Raw genomic sequence first — 16,845 nt, 5'->3', positions numbered from 1 at the left:
TGTCTAAAGACCTATCCAAAGCCTTTAGAAATTGAAGGCCGAGCGAGTGTTTACATGGGTGCGTTTATTCTTGGGCTGCTTGCGCTTCGGCAACGATGTCCCAAGCTGCGATGCTGCCGCCTTTGGTGACTTCTTCGATGACTGCCACAGTATCGTCTTGTTGGAAGAGCTCAACAATCTTCAAGTAAAGTTCGTTGTCGGCATCCTCGGCACGGGCCACAATATTATTGACACGCGAAATATTAATCGTGTCTGGTGTGTCACCAAACACATAAATAGCGTCAGAAGGTTTGAAGTCAGTCGCTTCTAGAAATGAATTATCGATGAAGGCCGCGTCTACATCTGGAACGATGGAGGGAATATTGGCACCATCGACTTCGATGAACTCAAGGTTTTTAGGATTTTCGACCACATCATCTGGTGTTGGTAGTAGTTCGCCCGTTTCATCCAGCTTGATTAAACCAGCGCGCTCAAGTGTCTGTAAGTTATAACTTAGACTGGTTGGGGCGTTGTTGACGGCAATTTTGGCGCCATCTGGTAAATCATCTAGTGATGCGTGTTTTTCTGAATAAATACGCGTAGGCACGGCAACTGTATAACCGATGGTTACCAAATCGCCCTGGTTTTCAGCGTTCCAGTTCTCGAGAAACACATCATGTTGAAAGGCATTCAAGTCAAGCGTCCCATCACTCAAAGCAATATTAGGAATATTGTAGTCAGTCAGTAACACCACGTCAATTTCGATGCCTTCGGCTTTGGCTTTTTCAGCCACATGGAGCCAAATTGCTTCATAATCTTCGCCTACAACACCAACGGTTACCTTATCTTGTGCAAAAATTGTTTGAGGACTTAGAAATAAAACGGCGAGTAACAAAGCTTTAAAAATTCTTTTCATTGAATAATCTCCTGTTCCAAATAAGTTATTTATCTGTCTGTTTCTCATTTATAAGTGCAAAAAAAGTCCGCCCCAATGCCATACGTTTGTACAGCATAGGGACGGACTGATCCGTGTTACCACCCTAGTTCGTAGTCTCCTTATGGAAGCCACCTCTATCGATTCTAATGAAACGTGCAAAGTAACGGTTGCGACCGATCAAGCAGCGTGAACTAGTTGATAACTCGGAGCTCATGTTCACCTAACTAAACTGACCCGTTCACAGCATTGCGGGCTCTCTTGGCAGTTTTATCAGGTTACTCACTCGTCATTGTTTTCTCACTAAAATAAATTTTAGATTAGATATTAATGAGAGTATACTGGGCTTTTACTGACTTGTCAAGTGGATTTCGAGCTTTGTAGCACACGAGTTCGGATGACTATTCAATTTTATAAAAGGCTGATAGACGCAGCGAGAAAAATTTTTGTGCTAGCAAAGAGTGGTCTTATTTTCTAAAAGTGGAAATCCTGCCGATTGGCGGTTATGATAGAGAAATAATGATGAGGAGTTGAGGGGGATGGAGTGGTCGCAGGGTTTTGAGCCGGTGTTTGATGAGGGGGCGCGTTTGTTGATTCTGGGGAGTCATCCTGGGGTGCCGTCCTTGAAGAAGCAGCAGTATTATGGCAATCCGGGTAATGCTTTTTGGCGGGTGGTGTTTGCGGCTTTAAGGGTCGAGGATCCGGTGGATTATGCCCTGCGTTTGGCTGTTTTAAAGGCGCATGGGATTGGATTGTGGGATGTGTATGCGCAAGTGGAGCGTGAGGGTAGTTATGATCACACGATTTCCCAGCAGGTGTTGAATGATTTCGATCGGGTGTTAAAGGTAGCTGATATCAAATTAGTCATTGCAAATGGGCAAACGGCTTACAAGGAAACGCAGAAGCACGCGGTTTTCAACGGTTATGAGGTGGCCAGCGCTTTGTCGACAAGTGGCTTGAACAATGGGCGTGAAGCCCAACGGATGGCTCAGTGGACTCAGTTGATTCGTCGGGGTCTGAGCCTCGATAAAACTGAATAGACAAATTTCTACCAGTGGTTTGTATGATAGAATGTGATAGAATACTAGTAAAGAGAGGGGGAGTGGAGTGGTTACTTTAAATGAAATCGCCCAGCGTGCAGGAGTTGCCAAAAGTACGGTGTCGCGTTTCTTGAATAATGGTCCGGTCAGTGAAAAGACGCGGGCCAAAATTCAGAAAATTATCGATGAGACGGGCTATGTGCCGAATCAGTTTGCGCAAAGTTTAAAAGCACAGCGTTCGAATATGGTCGGAGTTGTGTTGCCGCGTTTTGACTCTCCCTCGACGAATCAGGTCTTGAAGGGGATTGACGAGTTAGCTTACGAGAATGGTTACCAGTTGGTCTTGACCAATTCGAATTTAGACAGTCAACGTGAGAAAGAGAATTTAGCTTTATTGGAACGTCAAAAGGTTAGCGGGATTATTTGGATTGCGAGTTTCTTTGATGATTCGATGCTGAAGCAGGTGAAGAATTTACAGGTGCCTGTTCTTGTAATCGGTCAGCGAATTGAGGGTGTGCCTTGTTTGGTGCATCAAGATTATGAAGCGGGGGTGCAAATTGCCAAGCATGCCTTGGCCTTGGGTCACCGCGACTTATTGTATGTTGGGGTCACCCAAGATGATAATGCGGTTGGAGTCTTGCGCCGTGATGGGTTTATTGATACGGCGCGCCAAGCTGGAGCAAGGGTGACTGTTATTGAAACGGACTTTTCGCGTAAGTTGGCTTATGAGCAGGCTTTGATTTATCTGCCTGAGGTTCGAGCGACTTATATTGCGGCGGCGACGGATCAGATTGCGATTGGAATTTCTAATGCCGCTCAGGATTTGAAGTTATCGATTCCGACTGATTTTTCGCTGTCAGGTTTTGGTGGCTATAGTGAGTCAGAGTATGCTTATCCAAGGATTACGACGGTCGACTATCCATTTTACGAGATGGGTCAGCAGTCTTTAATTTTATTGGAAGAGTTGATTCGCGAGTCACCAATTCCCTTAGTCCATACGATGGCGAATGAGTTGCACGTTAAGCGATCCACTCAGAAAATTAAAGCAAAAGAATAAAATTAAATAAAACGCTTGCATTTTGCAAGCGTTTGTCTTAGACTGTAATGGAACCGGTTCCTTCCGAGCGGTTTAATTCTAATTATGGAGGCTGTAAAAATGGGTAAATACGATCAGTCAATTGAGCAATTATTGGATGTTATAGGCGGCAAAGAGAATATTAAAAACTTTGAACATTGTGCCACACGTTTACGGATGATTCTTAAAGACGACAGCAAAGTAGATAAAGCAAAAGCAGATGCCATTCCAGAAAGTAAAGGGTATTTCTTTTCAACAGGGCAACACCAATTTATTTTTGGAACAGGCAAAGTCAATGAAGTCACTGCAGAGTTACGCGAGTATTTAGGTGAAGGAACCACAAATGATGCCAGTATGAAAGAAGATGTCTACGCGAATTTGAATCCCGTTCAAAAATTTGTGCGTATTCTAGCAGACATCTTAGTCCCTCTAATTCCAGCCTTAGTCACGACCGGTTTGTTAATGGGAATCCGTGGCTTATTGGTGGAGTTAGGTATGACCATGACAGACGATGTAACGGCTTTGTTTGCGATGTTGACGGATACGGCCTTTGGTTTCTTACCCGTTCTTATTGCTTATAGTGCCACACGTAAATTCGGTGGGAATCCTTTAATCGGGATTGTCGTCGGTTTAATGATGGTGGCGCCTCAATTACCGAATGCCTATGCGGTGCGCGGTGAGACGGCCGATCCATTATCGATTTTCGGAATTGATGTTTATGGCTACCAAGGCTCGATTTTCCCAGCGATTATCGCCGGTTGGTTAGTCAGCAAGTTGGAAACCTGGTTACGTACTTGGGTGCCTCAAGTGGTCGACTTAATTGTGACACCATTCCTAACGATCACTATTTCAATTTCTATTGTCTTATTCTTATTAGGTCCTATTATTCAAATAGCTGAAAATGCGGTAATCAACAGTATTGTTGGTTTGATTAATGCACCATTAGGGATTGGCTATATTCTATATGCTGGTTTCCAACAATTAATCGTGGTAACCGGCTTACACCATTCCTTGAGTTTAATCGAAATTAGCTTATTGAGTGACACGGGTTATAATGTGCTTCAACCACTGGGAACCGCCAGTATGGCAGGCCAATTCGGAGCGGCTATTGGAACAGCTTTCTTAATGCGCGACCAATTGAAGCGTTCAAATATGATCAGTGCGGCCGTACCGACTTTATTCGGAATCACAGAACCTTTATTATTCGGTGTTAACTTACGTTCGCTAAGAATTTTTGCGGCAGGAATTGTGGGAGGAGCCACAGGTGGCTTCTTAACTTACCTCTTCGGCTTAAAAGCGACCGGCATGGGCATCACTTTCATTCCAGGTTTACTATTGTATACTGGAAGTGTAGCAGCGTTATTACAATATATTGCCGTCATTTTAGTAGCTTTCGGTGTTGGTTTCTTATGCGTTCGCCTTCAAGCTAAGCAAATTCGTTCTGAAATTTAGACGGTTTGATAGGTGAAATAGCAGCGATAAAAAAGGAGCAGATAAAGAGTATGACTAAGAATGTGAAGATGAAGAAAGATATGCAAGCTTATTGGCAGTCCTTGCCAGAACTTCAAGCAGCTTTAATGGAAAAAATTGCCGCCGATCCTTGGCGTTTGACTTACCATCAAATGCCGGCGACAGGTTGGTTGAATGATCCGAATGGTGCCGTCCAATTTAAAGGGACTTATCATTTGTATCACCAGTATGTGCCTGAAACGCCCAATGGAGGCGCGACGCATTGGGGCCATAAGACGTCCCAGGATATGGTGCATTTTAAAGAAGAGGATATTTTTCTGTCACCTGACCAGCTCTTCGACGAAGACGGTGTCTATTCTGGGAGCGCCTTTGTCCACGATGACAAGATTCACTTCTTTTACACGGGCAATGTTAAACACGAGGGCGACCACGACTACACTTACAGCGGACGCGAACAAAATACGATCCATGTTGTCTCGGCTGACGGCTTCACAGTGGAATCACGCGAGGTGGTGATTGCCCATGCTGACTATCCTGCAGGTTACACCGATCATATTCGTGACCCTAAAGTCTTTGAGCATGAAGGAGTCTATTATATGATTCTCGGTGCACGCACACGTGATAACTTAGGACATATTCTTTTATATCGTTCAGATGATTTATATGACTGGTCATACCAAGGGGTCTTTCTAGCCGGTAATGAAGAACAAGGTTTCATGTGGGAATGTCCTGATTATTTCGAGTTGGATGATAGTCAGGTAGTGTTATTCTCGCCCCAAGGTCTGTTACCCACCACTTATAACTATCACAACCCACATACGGTCGGCTATTTGACCGGTGCCATCAATTGGGATGAATATGCCTTTGAACCAGAAACGGATTTTGTTGAACTGGATCACGGCTTCGATTTCTATGCGCCCCAAACGTTTGAAGACGAAAGTGGCCGCCGTATCTTATGGGCATGGATGGGCATTGGTGATACAGAACCTGAGTACGGTAACCCTACGGTTGCCAGAGGCTGGCAACATGCGATGGCTTTACCGCGCCAGTTGACCTTGGAAAATGGGCGTTTGAAACAACGTCCTTTACCTGAGTATCAGAGCTTGAGACAGCATACGCAAACCCACCGCTTGTGTGAAATAGAGGAGTCGACCTTAAAAGGCGAAATTTACGAATTGTTGGTGGAGTTTGACGAAACGCCTCGCTCTTTTGAATTGACGTTGCGCCAAGATAGTAAATTGAGTTATCAAGATGGCCTACTAACTTTAAAACACGGTGAGAGTGGCTTCGGACGACGCAAACGGATGATTCCATTAACTGATTTATCGCAACTACAAATCTTTTCGGATACATCGTCGTTGGAAATTTTCGTCAACGATGGGGAATTCGTCATGACAAGTCGTGTTTATCCAAGCCCAGATCAGCAGATGATTCACGTCACCGGCGACGCTCAAGGCCAAATCAGTTATTGGGACTTAAAAATTTAGTCACCAAAGCCACTATCCACTACCAAAATACTAATAAGAAAGCGGAATCCTATGTAAAATAGGGTTCTTTTTTTTCTAGCTAAAGACTGTTGTGCATTGAACGTTTAGGTAATCTTAATTAAAGAAATAATTAATTTCGAAAAAACAGGAATAACGCTTGACAAGTAAGCGCTTTCTTGATAAGCTATAGATAAGTTAAGAGAGAGATGCACTGTCAAAAGAATGGCGTTTCACTCTTTACGACAGAACCATCTTTGTGGTTCAAGTGTATGATGTTCGCTCCGTAGATTTTAGTAAGAAAAAAGTCAAACAGAGGTAACTGTGTAAAGGCACAGCGAAGACTGGGATACATTTAGGGCAGAAAGTTGTTTTAAGTGGCGTGTTGTAAGTATCAATAAATTTGCAGTACAGACGGAGAATGAAGCATACACAAAATAGTGCTGTGATTTCTATCATTAATAAGTAGAAGAGAAGTCGAATTACCAAAAAATAGAAAAATGAGTCTTGAAACGATTCATTTATTCTGAAGATAATTTTCGAAAGGAAATCACACACTAAGTTAGAAGGGGGCCCAATTGGGCCTCTTTTTTTTGGGGGAAAATATATATAATCGATTGAATGATTCTGGCTTCATATTATCCTATAGCCTAAATTCCCCGTACTCCTAACGATTAAACCTAAAATCCCGCCTCATTAGGAGTACGGGGTTAAGGCTATCTATTTACTGGTGATGAAGTGAGTTAGTTCGGTCGTGGGAATTGCGACAGTCAAAGTCGCTTCTGCATCTACGAAAATTCAGCTTAATTGCGTTAGATCGAGCTGCACTATATAAGAACGGCGCACGATACAATCAGCTCCTTTCTTCCATGCAGTATGCTGACAAAGTCAACACGATTTGACACCTGCCCTTTTATATAATTGTCACGGCTCGAAGGGAACGACAGCATTATCATTTATTCAAGCACGGTTTTTGGCTGGCACAGTAGCGGTTGAAAAGATAAGTACATACTGTATGTTGCAACGGATGTATTGAACTAGCTATCAGTTGAGTGAAACCTTACGTTTCAATTTAATAATGTACCAGCATGAAACTTGCAAGGCCTTCGAGTGTTTATGGGCAAGTATCTTAGTGACTAGAAATTTTCAGTCAGATTCTATGACAATTATTACGACAAGAGACATGTGTGAAAGAATTGTTACAGGAGAAATTCATTTTCTTTAAGTTAGCTGTCAGGCTATTGGCTTATTCTGATTGACGTGCTAATGTAGGCATTGTCAGAAAACCAATTGAGAGAGGTAACATTGAATGAATTATAAAAAGAAATTATGGCTAGGTTGTTCAGTGCTTGCTTTGGCTGGTCACGCGGTAGCAATGCCGGCAGTGGTTACAGCTGAGACTTGGCAAGCGCGTCAGTTGCATGAAGTAATGGCAGATGTGGTTGTTACGGAAGATAATGCTGTATCCTATAGTGTTCAATATGGAGATACATTAGGTGTTATTTCGGAAGCAATGAATATTGATGTCAGATATTTAGCAAGTATAAATAATATAGATAACGTCGATTTAATTTTCCCTGAAACAGTATTGACTGCGCAATTTGATGATAATAATCAAGCGAATAGTTTAACAGTTGAGGCCCCCGATGCAGAAAGCATTGCGGTCAATATCCCTGTAAACTTATCGCCAATTGAAACCATCGAAGAAGCGGTAGCAGTGGAAGTAGTGGCGAATACGCCAGTTGCCTTAGAGCCAGTTGTAGAAGAAGAGCAAGTGAAAGAAGAACTAATAGACGTTCCGGCTGAATTTGGGAATAACGATCCGATTGCAGATTCACCAGAAGCAGAACTTGGCGCACCAACACCAGAAACAGAGCTTCCAACAGAAAACTTGCCAGTTGAAGAAACACCAGAAGAAGAGCTTCCAACAGAAGACTTGCCAGTTGAAGAAGTGCCTGTAGAGGAACTTCCAGCAGAAGACTTACCTGTTGAAGAAACACCAGAGGAAGAACTTCCAACAGAAGACTTGCCAGTTGAAGAAGTGCCAGAAGCAGAACTTCCAACGGAAGACTTGCCAGTTGAAGAAGTGCCAGAAGCAGAACTTCCAACAGAAGACTTACCAGCTGAAGAAACACCAGAAGAAGAACTTCCAACGGAAGAGTTACCAGTTGAAGAAACACCAGAGGAAGAACTTCCAACAGAAAACTTACCGGTTGAAGAAGTGGCAGAGGAAGAACTTCCAACGGAAGACTTACCAGTTGAAGAAGTGCCAGAGGAAGAACTTCCAACGGAAGAAGATCCAGAGGAAATCATCCCGGAAGATCCTGCATACGAAGAACCTGCATACGAAGAACCTGAATACGAGGAACCAATTATTGAGGAACCTGCAGCACCAGCTCCAGACCTAAACGGTTTGGCATACAACGCCGCTGTCTTCCGCGATGAAGTCGTGAACATGTACGGCGTGACGGCTTATGGTATTCGCCCCGGCGATGGTGGTGACCATGGTAATGGACTTGCCGTTGACTTTATGGTGCCGGTCGGCTCAGATATCGGTGACGCAATCGCTAACTACGCCATCAACAACATGGGCGCTCACAACATCTCATACGTGATTTGGGAACAACAAATTTACGGTGGATGGACTGGCGGCTGGGAATGGATGGAAGACCGAGGAAGCGTGACTGCCAACCATTATGACCACGTCCACGTTTCATTTTATTAAAACACTCACCCCTTTACGATTTGTAAAGGGGGGTTCGTCGGACTGAATAATCAGGGGGAGAATCCCACTGCTACAAGCTGAAAAATAAAAAAGCAATCCTTAGAAAGCCTGAACGAAAGGCCTGCTTGGGACTGCTTTTTATTGTGGCAAAAATGAGTTAGTCAGAAAAAGGTATCAGGATTTCTTCAGATTTCCCGCTAGGGCTATAGTAGGCATCAACTCGGATATAGAGTGGGGAGGTCGTGTCGGTAATCATCGGCACACTTTGGGCAACTTCGTCACTAACCACTTCTTCATCACTAATAATTTCGTCTTCTAAATAATCTTCCGCATAATAGTACATACTCTCTTCGGTTAAACCAATCGTCAATTTGATGGTGGCGCCACTCTTAAGGCGCAAGTTGCTGATTGTCGTTTCGCGGCCTTCAATATCAGGTAGCATGTCGTTATCAATCCACAACTGCTTAATGGACGTGTCATCTTCGCGGGCGAACGTAATCATCCACATATCATTCATAATATCGAGTACGCCCTTCGTGTCATTTGTATAATCCAAATCAATCAGAATGCGATCCGAATCAATCCGTAAATTACTAAAAACGAGCGTGGCTGTGTTCGTTTCAATCGTATAAAGTCCTTCGGTCGTGGCCTGCAACTCACGCAATTCAGCTTTCTTTTGATTCAAGTTAAGTTCAAGTTCAGTGATTTCATTGATTAAATCGGTCGTCGGATCGGGTGATTGAGCGTAAACGGGAGGCAACGTCATCAAGCTAGATAAAGTAACTAGCAACATCAATCGTTTTATCATTGTGAGACTCCTTTCGAAATAGCTGTTGTTACCTCATTATACCTCTCTAAGACTCCGTTTAGAAAGCGTTTTCCGCCTATGGGAGACCTTGTCAACAAATTTAGTATTTATTTAAGTTTTCAAGCAATTTACTTCAGCAGAAAACCATTAAACTACACCTTTAATCACGATGGCTAGTCTATTGATGGAAGATGAAATGTACGAAGAACCTGCATATGACGAGGCAGTATACGAAGAACCGGTAGCGCTAGCTCCAGACTTAAACGGTTTGGCCTACAACGCTGTCTTCCGAGACGACGACGTCAATAACTACGGAGTGACGGCTTATGACCTCCGCTCCGGTGATGGTACCGATCATTATGACCACGTCCACATCTCGTTTTATTAAAACACCAACCCTTTGCGATTTATAAAGGGGGGCGTCGGACCGAATATGACCGGGAATCGTCCACTTGAAGCACCAAATTATCCTAGTTTCCAGCAATATGATAAAATACAACAAAGCAATCGAAAGGAGGAGGCTCAATGAAAGCTATCATTATAGCAGTCAGTTCAGCCTTGTTAGAAGGTGCCGCTACCAATACGAATGCGGCTTTTCTCGCACGTGAATTAACCGCTTTAGGTTTTGAAATCACAGAAAGTGTTATGATCCATGATGACGAAGCCAAGCTACTTCAAGTAGTTAAAGAAGCACAAGCTCAAGCCGAACTGATCGTCTTGGTCGGTGGTCTTGGACCCGATGATGACGATATCGTTAAAACGACGATCGCCAAACATTTGGATCAAGATTTAGTTTTAGATGAAGAGACGCAAAATCGAATCATGACTTATCATAAAAACTCGAGTCTCATTATGCCGAAGAATAATCAACTTCAAGCCTTAACTCTCTTAGATTCAATTCCTTTAGTCAATGTGACGGGCTTGGCGCTCGGGATGTTTTATCAAACGGACACGCACAATTATTTATTATTACCTGGTCCAGCAGACGAATTAGAACCCATGTTTACTGAAAACACCCGGCCTCTATTAATCGAAAAATTAACCGACAAGCCATGCATCTCCAGTCGAATCATCAGACTGTATGGCCTCACGATGGCTCAAGCGCACCAGGATCTAGGTGAGCTCATCACGACGGTGGACAATCCAATCATTCAACTCTACCCATCTGATGTCGAAATTGAAGTCCAATTGACAGCACGGGCCGACAGCCAAGAAGCTTGTCACCAGCTGATTGCGAAAGCCGAAAAGCAAGTGGAAGACCAAGTTGGTGATTATATTATTGGCTATGGTACGGACAATTTGCCTAATATTGTTCGCCAACTCCTCAAAGAAAATGAGCTCAAATTAACGGCCGCTGAAAGTTTAACAGGGGGAGCCTTCCTCAGTGAAGTTTCCAGTTTATTTGAAGCGGGTCTGATTTTAGATGGCGGAATTGTGACCTATAGTGAGGCGACCAAACACGTTGCTCTTGGCGTTACCAAAAAAACCATCGAAACTTACGGTGTCGTTAGTGCAGAATGTGCCTTTGAGATGGCGGAGAAGGCACTCAAGCTGTTTAATGCTGATATTGCTGTCTCTTTATCAGGTGTGGCAGGACCAAGTTCACTTGAAGGTGAGATACCGGGTACCGTCTGGCTAGGAATCGCAGTCAAAAATCAAGAAACTTTTGCTCGCAAATATCACTTCGGCTACAAGCGCAACTTAAACCGCCGCCATTCAGTCTGGAGTGCCTTCGACCTGGTTCGAAAAGTCATCCTAAAAGAAGAGGTTGAAGACCGCGTTTATAAAAGTAAGTAAGACAAGCCACCCGAGTTTGGGTGGTTCCTTTGTTCTGTAAAAGCATCGCTGACCGTAAGAAATCTTGCTTGTGCGCCACCGCTAGTATGCGAATATTTTGTAATGAAGGTGCTAGTTGAGCTGACTAGTCATAAGGGACAAAAGACTTGCGTGAGTTTCTTGAAAACGCAAGCAACTTCGCCAGTAAAGCTTACATAGTATAAAGTGTATTGTTTGCAATGACTTCGTGTGAGGTTTAAACTTGGGATAGAAAGTAAACAAAAGGAGCGATCGTTAATGAGTGTAGAAACTTTGATAAGTAAAGTCGCCGCATGTCAGAAAGCTTGTAATTTTTGTTTCGATGCCTGTTTGAAGGAAGATCATGTACAGATGATGGCGGAGTGTATTCGCTCGGACCGAGAATGCGCCGATTTATGTGGTGTCGTTTTAGATTTCGTGCAAAGAGATTCGAAAGTCTTGCCTGAAATTGTGGCGGCTTGCGCCAAAGCATGTCAGATATGTGCTGACGAATGTGAACAGCATGATCACGATCACTGTCAAGAGTGTGCCCGTGCTTGTCGTGAATGTGAAGCTGCTTGCCATGAGTTTTTAGCGACAGTCGCTTAAGCAACTGCAATAATGTTACATAAAAGCAAGATTATCTGAGGAGGCAATCAAATGAGTGAAGAAAAGAAGTTAACACGTGAAGAACATGTTGAGAAAGTTCGTCAATTGATTAAAGATAGTGATATTGCATTATTAACAACGGTGACACCGGATGGTTTAGAGACACGTCCGATGATGACTCAAGAAGTCGAATTTGACGGAGATTTATGGTTTTTCACATTGAAGGATACAGCAAAAGTGACTGAAATCACTGAGAACCCGGCGGTCAACGTCGGCTATGTTCACAAGAACAAGTCCTTCGTTTCGATTCGAGGTGTCGCCGAAGTGGTGGAGGACACCGAGAAGAAAGAAGAGCTTTGGAATAAGGCATATGAGGCGATTTTCGATGTCGACGCTAAAGATCCGTCGCTGATTCTACTGAAAGTGCTTGTTCAATCGGTTGAGTATTGGGAGTCGGGTAGCATTGTGAAGAGTGCCTTTAACATCGCTCGCAAACTGTTGATCGATGATGCTGAAACTGACTTAGGCACCAATGCCACGGTCGAACTTGACGTTTAACATGCAAAGTCTACTTAAGAGCCGTCCAATTTAGGACCGCTCTTTTTTTCGCAAGATGGATTTAAGCTAAAGAGTCAAATCAAAAAGCTATCGAAAGGATGAGAGAACAATGGAAATTATATTTATTCGTCACGAAGTTGCGGAAGCAGGACTAGAGAATTTACCTGATCTTGAGCGTCGCTTGACACAAGTAGGCCAGGAGCGAAGTCAAGCAGCTGCAGCGAAATTGGCCGAGCACTTGAAGCAAGCGACGAAAAAGCAAAAGCCACACATTTGGTCGAGCCCGGCTTTAAGGGCACAAGAAACGGCACAGCCTCTAGCTGACGTCTTAAAGTTATCCGGAACGCAACTACAAGAATTCATTTACACGGGTGAATTTGAAAAACTGACAGTGGCTTTGGAAGAATTGCCTCAAGCGACTGAGACATTGTTAGTGGTCGGCCACGAACCGACTCTGTCCAATTGGATTCACAAACTGACCGGTGAAACGGTCAAAATGAAAAAAGGTGCCATGGCAAGCGTCACCTTAACTAAACAAGAGGGGCAAGCCATAGCCGGGATATATCAAGGGAAAATTTAGGGAGCAAAACGCGCCCAAAGAGCAGCTTTGATTTTTAGGAGCTGCTTTTTTTTTTGCAGACACTTATTAGTTCCTGCAGACGCTCATAAATTCAACCAGGCAAATATCAGTCATATTGGGGCAAAAAAATGGGCGTTTAAATAGCTGTGCTCTTTATGTTCCGCTTTAAATTGGAAAATAATCGTTCATGAAATCCTTTACAAGGTTGCTGACAAGGCCTAATATGAATATCAAGTGGTAAGGGCAATGCGAGTTGCCTACAAAGGTTTTTACTTCGAAGTGGAAAATGACTGTTTCAGACGTCGTATACAAGTACTTGCGTGGTTATTTATACTATTGGGTGTCGGACTTAAGTTATATATATATTTTGTGCAAAGTTTCCTGAGTGACTCATTAGGAGGAAAAAAATGAAAAATGGATTTTTAGACAAATTATCAAATTCGCTAGGTGCTCGTCAAATACCGATGGCAGTCATCAACCCACGCGACTATGGCACAATGAATGGTGAAAAAGTTTTACAGCAAGCATTAAACTTAATTAAAGGATAGGTGACCCAGATGGAAGATAACAATTTAGCAGTAATGAACTTAAAAATTAACGCAGGTGACGCAAAAAGTAGCGCGATGGAAGCCATCTACGCGGCTAAGAAACAAGATATCGACGGCGCTCGTGAGAAAATCAAAGAGGCCAATCTGAAAATCAACAAAGCGCATAATTCTCAAACCGAACTATTAACGGCGGAGACCAGCGGTAATCATACGCAGATTTCGCTTTTGATGATTCATGCCCAAGACCACTTGATGACGGCCTTAACTTTTCTAGACCTAGCCAAAGAACTCGTCGACGTTTACGACCTCATGCAAAATATGACTTTGAAAAGCGAGGCGACCAACTAAATGACAGACTTTTTATGGGGAGGAGCCAGTGCGGCTAACCAAGTCGAAGGGGCCTATTTAACCGATGGTCGTGGCTTATCGAATATCGATTTATTACCTCACGGCGAAGACCGTCTCGCAATCGCATCGGGTCGTATGCCTTATCAAGAGGCGGGCCCAGACGCTTTTTATCCGTCGCATGAAGCAATTGATTTTTATAATCACTACAAAGAAGATGTGGCTTTGATGGCAGAATTGGGCTTGAATGCTTACCGCTTTTCAATTGCTTGGTCACGTATTTACCCAACGGGTTTAGAGAACGAACCGAATGAAGCAGGTTTAGCATTTTACGAGCAATTAATTGATGAATTATTGAACTATGGGATTGAACCAATTGTCACGATTTGTCATTTCGATGTGCCCAAGGGCTTAATGGATGCCTTTGGTTCATGGAGAAGTCGTGAGATGATTGCCCAATATGAAAAATATGCGGTGACCTTATTCGAACGCTTCAAAAGTAAGGTTAAATACTGGATTAGTTTTAATGAAATCAATATGATTCTACATAAGCCATTCACTGGCGCGGGGCTGACGATTGCGGACGATGAAAATCGCATGCAAGTCATCTATCAAGCGGCTCATTATGAAATGGTGGCTAGCGCGCTGATCACGAAGCGCCTTCACGCCATTGACCCTCAGGCCAAATTAGGCGCGATGTTGGCTGCGGGAGACTATTACCCATACAGTGCCAATCCTGAGGACGTTCGCGTGGCCCAACGCGCTAACCAAGAAAATAACTTTTTCCTAGATATCCAAGGTCGCGGTGAATACCCACGCTGGACAGAGCACTATTTTGCCAGTGAAGGGATTGTCTTGGATCGTAGCGAGGCAGATTTCAACTTGTTGAAAGAGTATACGTGTGATTTCATTTCTTTTTCTTATTATGCGTCGCGGGCGTCGAAGGCGGATACGACGGGGGTTGATACGAATACGGGGAATGCGGCTGGTGGGGTGGTGAACCCTTATCTCAAGCGTTCCGAGTGGGGTTGGATGATTGATCCTTTAGGTTTGCGAATTGTGATGAATTCGATTTGGGATCGGTATCAAAAGCCATTGATGTTGGTGGAGAATGGGCTGGGGGCCAAGGATCTGGTGACGGTGGATGGTAAAATTCATGATGATTACCGAATTGCCTATTTGCAGGAACATTTGGATGTGATTGAAGAGACGATGGCTGAGGACGGGATTCCGCTCTTGGGTTATACGATGTGGTCGGTGATTGATTTGGTGTCTTCGTCGAGCGGGCAGATGTCGAAGCGTTATGGTTTTATTTATGTTGACCGTGATGATGCTGGGCAGGGAAGTATGCGCCGCTTGAAGAAGGATTCTTTCCACTGGTTTAAGACTTATTTGGAAGAAAAGGGTTTGAAAGCTAAGTAATACTTATTGGAAGACAGAAGGGGTGAGTGGATTTGACAGCTTTTATTGCGAGTATCGATGTTGGCACGACAAATATTAAGGTGAATTTATTTGATGAGACGTATCAATTACATTCTACGCTCAGCTATCCGCATTTGGATATTGTGAGTACCGATGATGTGTTTGAGTTATCCTTTGAAGAAATCTGGCGCAATATTGTGGCGGCGGTGTCTGAGTTGTTGGAGAAGGTTAAGATGTCAGAGTTGGAGATAGTCCTGACAACAGCCATGCACAGTGTGCAACTGATGACTGTGGATTTTGAATTGTCAGGTGGCCTGGTGACTTGGGCCGATAAGCGTGGATCTCAGGTGATTCACGCGGAGACTGATGCCTTGAAGCGAGCGCAGTATTTACGTACTGGTACGCCAATCCATACGATGAATCCTTATTATAAGTTGCGTGAATTGTATGTGCGGGGCTTGAAAGTGGCGTCGGTTAAGGACTTATTGTTTCAGCGTTTGACCGGCGAGTGGGTACTTGATAAGAGTAATGCGGCGGCGAGTGGATTATTGAATGTAGACAGTTTGACCTGGGATGAGGCATCTTTAGAGGCAACCGATTTGACAGCTGATTTGTTACCGAGATTGGTTGAAGTGGATTATAACTGTGAGGCATTGGATATTTTTGCTGGGGCTACTGAAGCTGGTGTTAAGGTATCTGTGACGATTGGGACATCGGATGGCATTTCGTCAAATTATGTCTTCGATGATTTAAAGAACGTTGCGGTCTTGTCAATTGGAACCAGCCATGCGGTACGAGTGGTACATACGAGTGCCCAATTGAACCCGGACTATCAAAACTTTGCTTATTATATTAAACCCGAGAGGTATTTGGTGGGCTTGCCGAGTAATAACGGCGCCGATGTCTTAGCCTGGCTTAATCGGATATTTAACAGTAGTTTTAAAGAGTTAGATCAGGTTGCTGAGTTAAGACCGGATACTCGTGAGGTCTTTTTACCTTACTTGAACGGTGAGCGTGCACCGCTTTGGGATGAGTCTGCCGTTGGGCACTTGTTTAAGTTAACCCGGACCAGTAGCCGCGAGTCGATTCTTTATTCTGTGATACTGGGCATGATGTTTAATATTAAGCACAACGTTTCTTTGTTGGCTGAACTGGTCGACTTTGAAGCCTTAGGTGTTGTAGGTGGTGTCATGAGCCTCGAGGCCATGCCGCAACTATTGGCCGATGTCTTGGGCTACACTTTGTATGTGCCTAAACTGCCAAACGCTGAAACTTTAGGTAGTATCGCGGTGTCAAAAAATATAACGTTCCAAGGTGATTACCGTGTAGTGACACCTGATCCAGCAGCGGATTTCAGTGACTTATATGCAGGTTATTTAGAAATGATTAAAAAAGTGTCTGTTTAGTAGGAACTAGGGCTGGCATGACAATAAAAAGAGCTGACGCATTGGGCGTCAGCTCTTTTGGAGATTTT

General features: G+C 43.7%; 16 protein-coding genes and 1 other annotated feature. Of the genes, 14 read left to right on the top strand and 2 right to left on the bottom strand.

Going from position 1 to position 16,845, the window contains the following annotated elements:
- Positions 1–64: 64 nt before the first annotated feature.
- On the bottom strand, positions 65–895 hold the full coding sequence (locus ACTQ45_RS12345) for a MetQ/NlpA family ABC transporter substrate-binding protein (RefSeq protein ID WP_441751049.1): 831 nt from the start codon (positions 893–895) through the stop codon (positions 65–67).
- Between the two features lie 94 nt (positions 896–989).
- Positions 990–1,215: a binding site (T-box leader), on the bottom strand.
- Positions 1,216–1,452: 237 nt separating this feature from the next.
- Here ACTQ45_RS12345 and ACTQ45_RS12340 point away from each other — a divergent pair.
- The 5 genes from ACTQ45_RS12340 to ACTQ45_RS12320 all read left to right on the top strand — a co-directional run bounded on the left by ACTQ45_RS12340 (position 1,453) and on the right by ACTQ45_RS12320 (position 8,707).
- The gene (locus tag ACTQ45_RS12340; protein WP_441751047.1) at positions 1,453–1,953 is read left to right on the top strand and encodes a DNA-deoxyinosine glycosylase; all 501 of its coding nucleotides are present in this window, start codon (positions 1,453–1,455) and stop codon (positions 1,951–1,953) included.
- A 67-nt stretch (positions 1,954–2,020) separates the two neighbouring features.
- The gene (locus tag ACTQ45_RS12335; RefSeq protein WP_441763931.1) at positions 2,021–3,010 is read left to right on the top strand and encodes a LacI family DNA-binding transcriptional regulator; all 990 of its coding nucleotides are present in this window, start codon (positions 2,021–2,023) and stop codon (positions 3,008–3,010) included.
- 99 nt (positions 3,011–3,109) lie between these two features.
- Positions 3,110–4,480: a PTS transporter subunit EIIC gene (locus tag ACTQ45_RS12330; RefSeq protein ID WP_441763930.1), complete on the top strand. Its 1,371-nt coding sequence runs from the start codon at positions 3,110–3,112 to the stop codon at positions 4,478–4,480.
- 50 nt (positions 4,481–4,530) lie between these two features.
- Positions 4,531–5,985: a glycoside hydrolase family 32 protein gene (locus ACTQ45_RS12325; protein ID WP_441763929.1), complete on the top strand. Its 1,455-nt coding sequence runs from the start codon at positions 4,531–4,533 to the stop codon at positions 5,983–5,985.
- Positions 5,986–7,291: 1,306 nt separating this feature from the next.
- Positions 7,292–8,707, top strand: a complete 1,416-nt coding sequence (locus tag ACTQ45_RS12320; protein WP_441763928.1) for a LysM peptidoglycan-binding domain-containing protein — start codon at positions 7,292–7,294, stop codon at positions 8,705–8,707.
- A gap of 157 nt (positions 8,708–8,864) precedes the next feature.
- Here ACTQ45_RS12320 and ACTQ45_RS12315 read toward each other — a convergent pair whose 3' ends face one another.
- Complete coding sequence (locus ACTQ45_RS12315; RefSeq protein ID WP_441751037.1) at positions 8,865–9,515, bottom strand: hypothetical protein; 651 nt, start codon at positions 9,513–9,515, stop codon at positions 8,865–8,867.
- A 169-nt stretch (positions 9,516–9,684) separates the two neighbouring features.
- On the opposite strand from ACTQ45_RS12315, the gene ACTQ45_RS12310 reads away from it, so the two are divergent.
- The 9 genes from ACTQ45_RS12310 (at position 9,685) to ACTQ45_RS12270 (ending at position 16,777) form a co-directional block, all read left to right on the top strand.
- Positions 9,685–9,903, top strand: a complete 219-nt coding sequence (locus ACTQ45_RS12310; RefSeq protein WP_441763927.1) for a hypothetical protein — start codon at positions 9,685–9,687, stop codon at positions 9,901–9,903.
- Between the two features lie 137 nt (positions 9,904–10,040).
- Complete coding sequence (locus ACTQ45_RS12305) at positions 10,041–11,312, top strand: competence/damage-inducible protein A (RefSeq protein WP_441763926.1); 1,272 nt, start codon at positions 10,041–10,043, stop codon at positions 11,310–11,312.
- Between the two features lie 276 nt (positions 11,313–11,588).
- The gene (locus tag ACTQ45_RS12300) at positions 11,589–11,918 is read left to right on the top strand and encodes a four-helix bundle copper-binding protein (RefSeq protein ID WP_441763925.1); all 330 of its coding nucleotides are present in this window, start codon (positions 11,589–11,591) and stop codon (positions 11,916–11,918) included.
- Positions 11,919–11,969: 51 nt separating this feature from the next.
- Positions 11,970–12,476 carry a pyridoxamine 5'-phosphate oxidase family protein gene (locus ACTQ45_RS12295; protein WP_441763924.1) on the top strand — a complete coding sequence of 169 codons (507 nt, stop codon included), beginning with the start codon at positions 11,970–11,972 and terminating at the stop codon, positions 12,474–12,476.
- A 109-nt stretch (positions 12,477–12,585) separates the two neighbouring features.
- Positions 12,586–13,056, top strand: a complete 471-nt coding sequence (locus ACTQ45_RS12290) for a SixA phosphatase family protein (RefSeq protein WP_441763923.1) — start codon at positions 12,586–12,588, stop codon at positions 13,054–13,056.
- A 407-nt stretch (positions 13,057–13,463) separates the two neighbouring features.
- A complete protein-coding gene (locus ACTQ45_RS12285) occupies positions 13,464–13,604 on the top strand; it encodes a hypothetical protein (protein ID WP_441763922.1) in 141 nt (46 codons plus the stop codon).
- Between the two features lie 9 nt (positions 13,605–13,613).
- Entirely contained in the window at positions 13,614–13,952 is a 339-nt protein-coding gene (locus ACTQ45_RS12280; protein WP_441763921.1) for a PTS lactose/cellobiose transporter subunit IIA, read from the top strand.
- Positions 13,953–15,371, top strand: coding sequence for a 6-phospho-beta-glucosidase (locus ACTQ45_RS12275; protein WP_441763920.1), 1,419 nt, complete (start codon positions 13,953–13,955; stop codon positions 15,369–15,371).
- 32 nt (positions 15,372–15,403) lie between these two features.
- Positions 15,404–16,777 carry an FGGY family carbohydrate kinase gene (locus ACTQ45_RS12270; RefSeq protein WP_441763919.1) on the top strand — a complete coding sequence of 458 codons (1,374 nt, stop codon included), beginning with the start codon at positions 15,404–15,406 and terminating at the stop codon, positions 16,775–16,777.
- Positions 16,778–16,845 lie beyond the last annotated feature (68 nt).

Origin of the sequence: Fundicoccus sp. Sow4_D5 (assembly GCF_052116365.1) — a bacterium.
Classification (GTDB): Bacteria; Bacillota; Bacilli; order Lactobacillales; family Aerococcaceae; genus Fundicoccus.
Note: the sequence above shows the minus strand (reverse complement) of the source record. Positions and strands in the feature narration are given on the sequence as shown.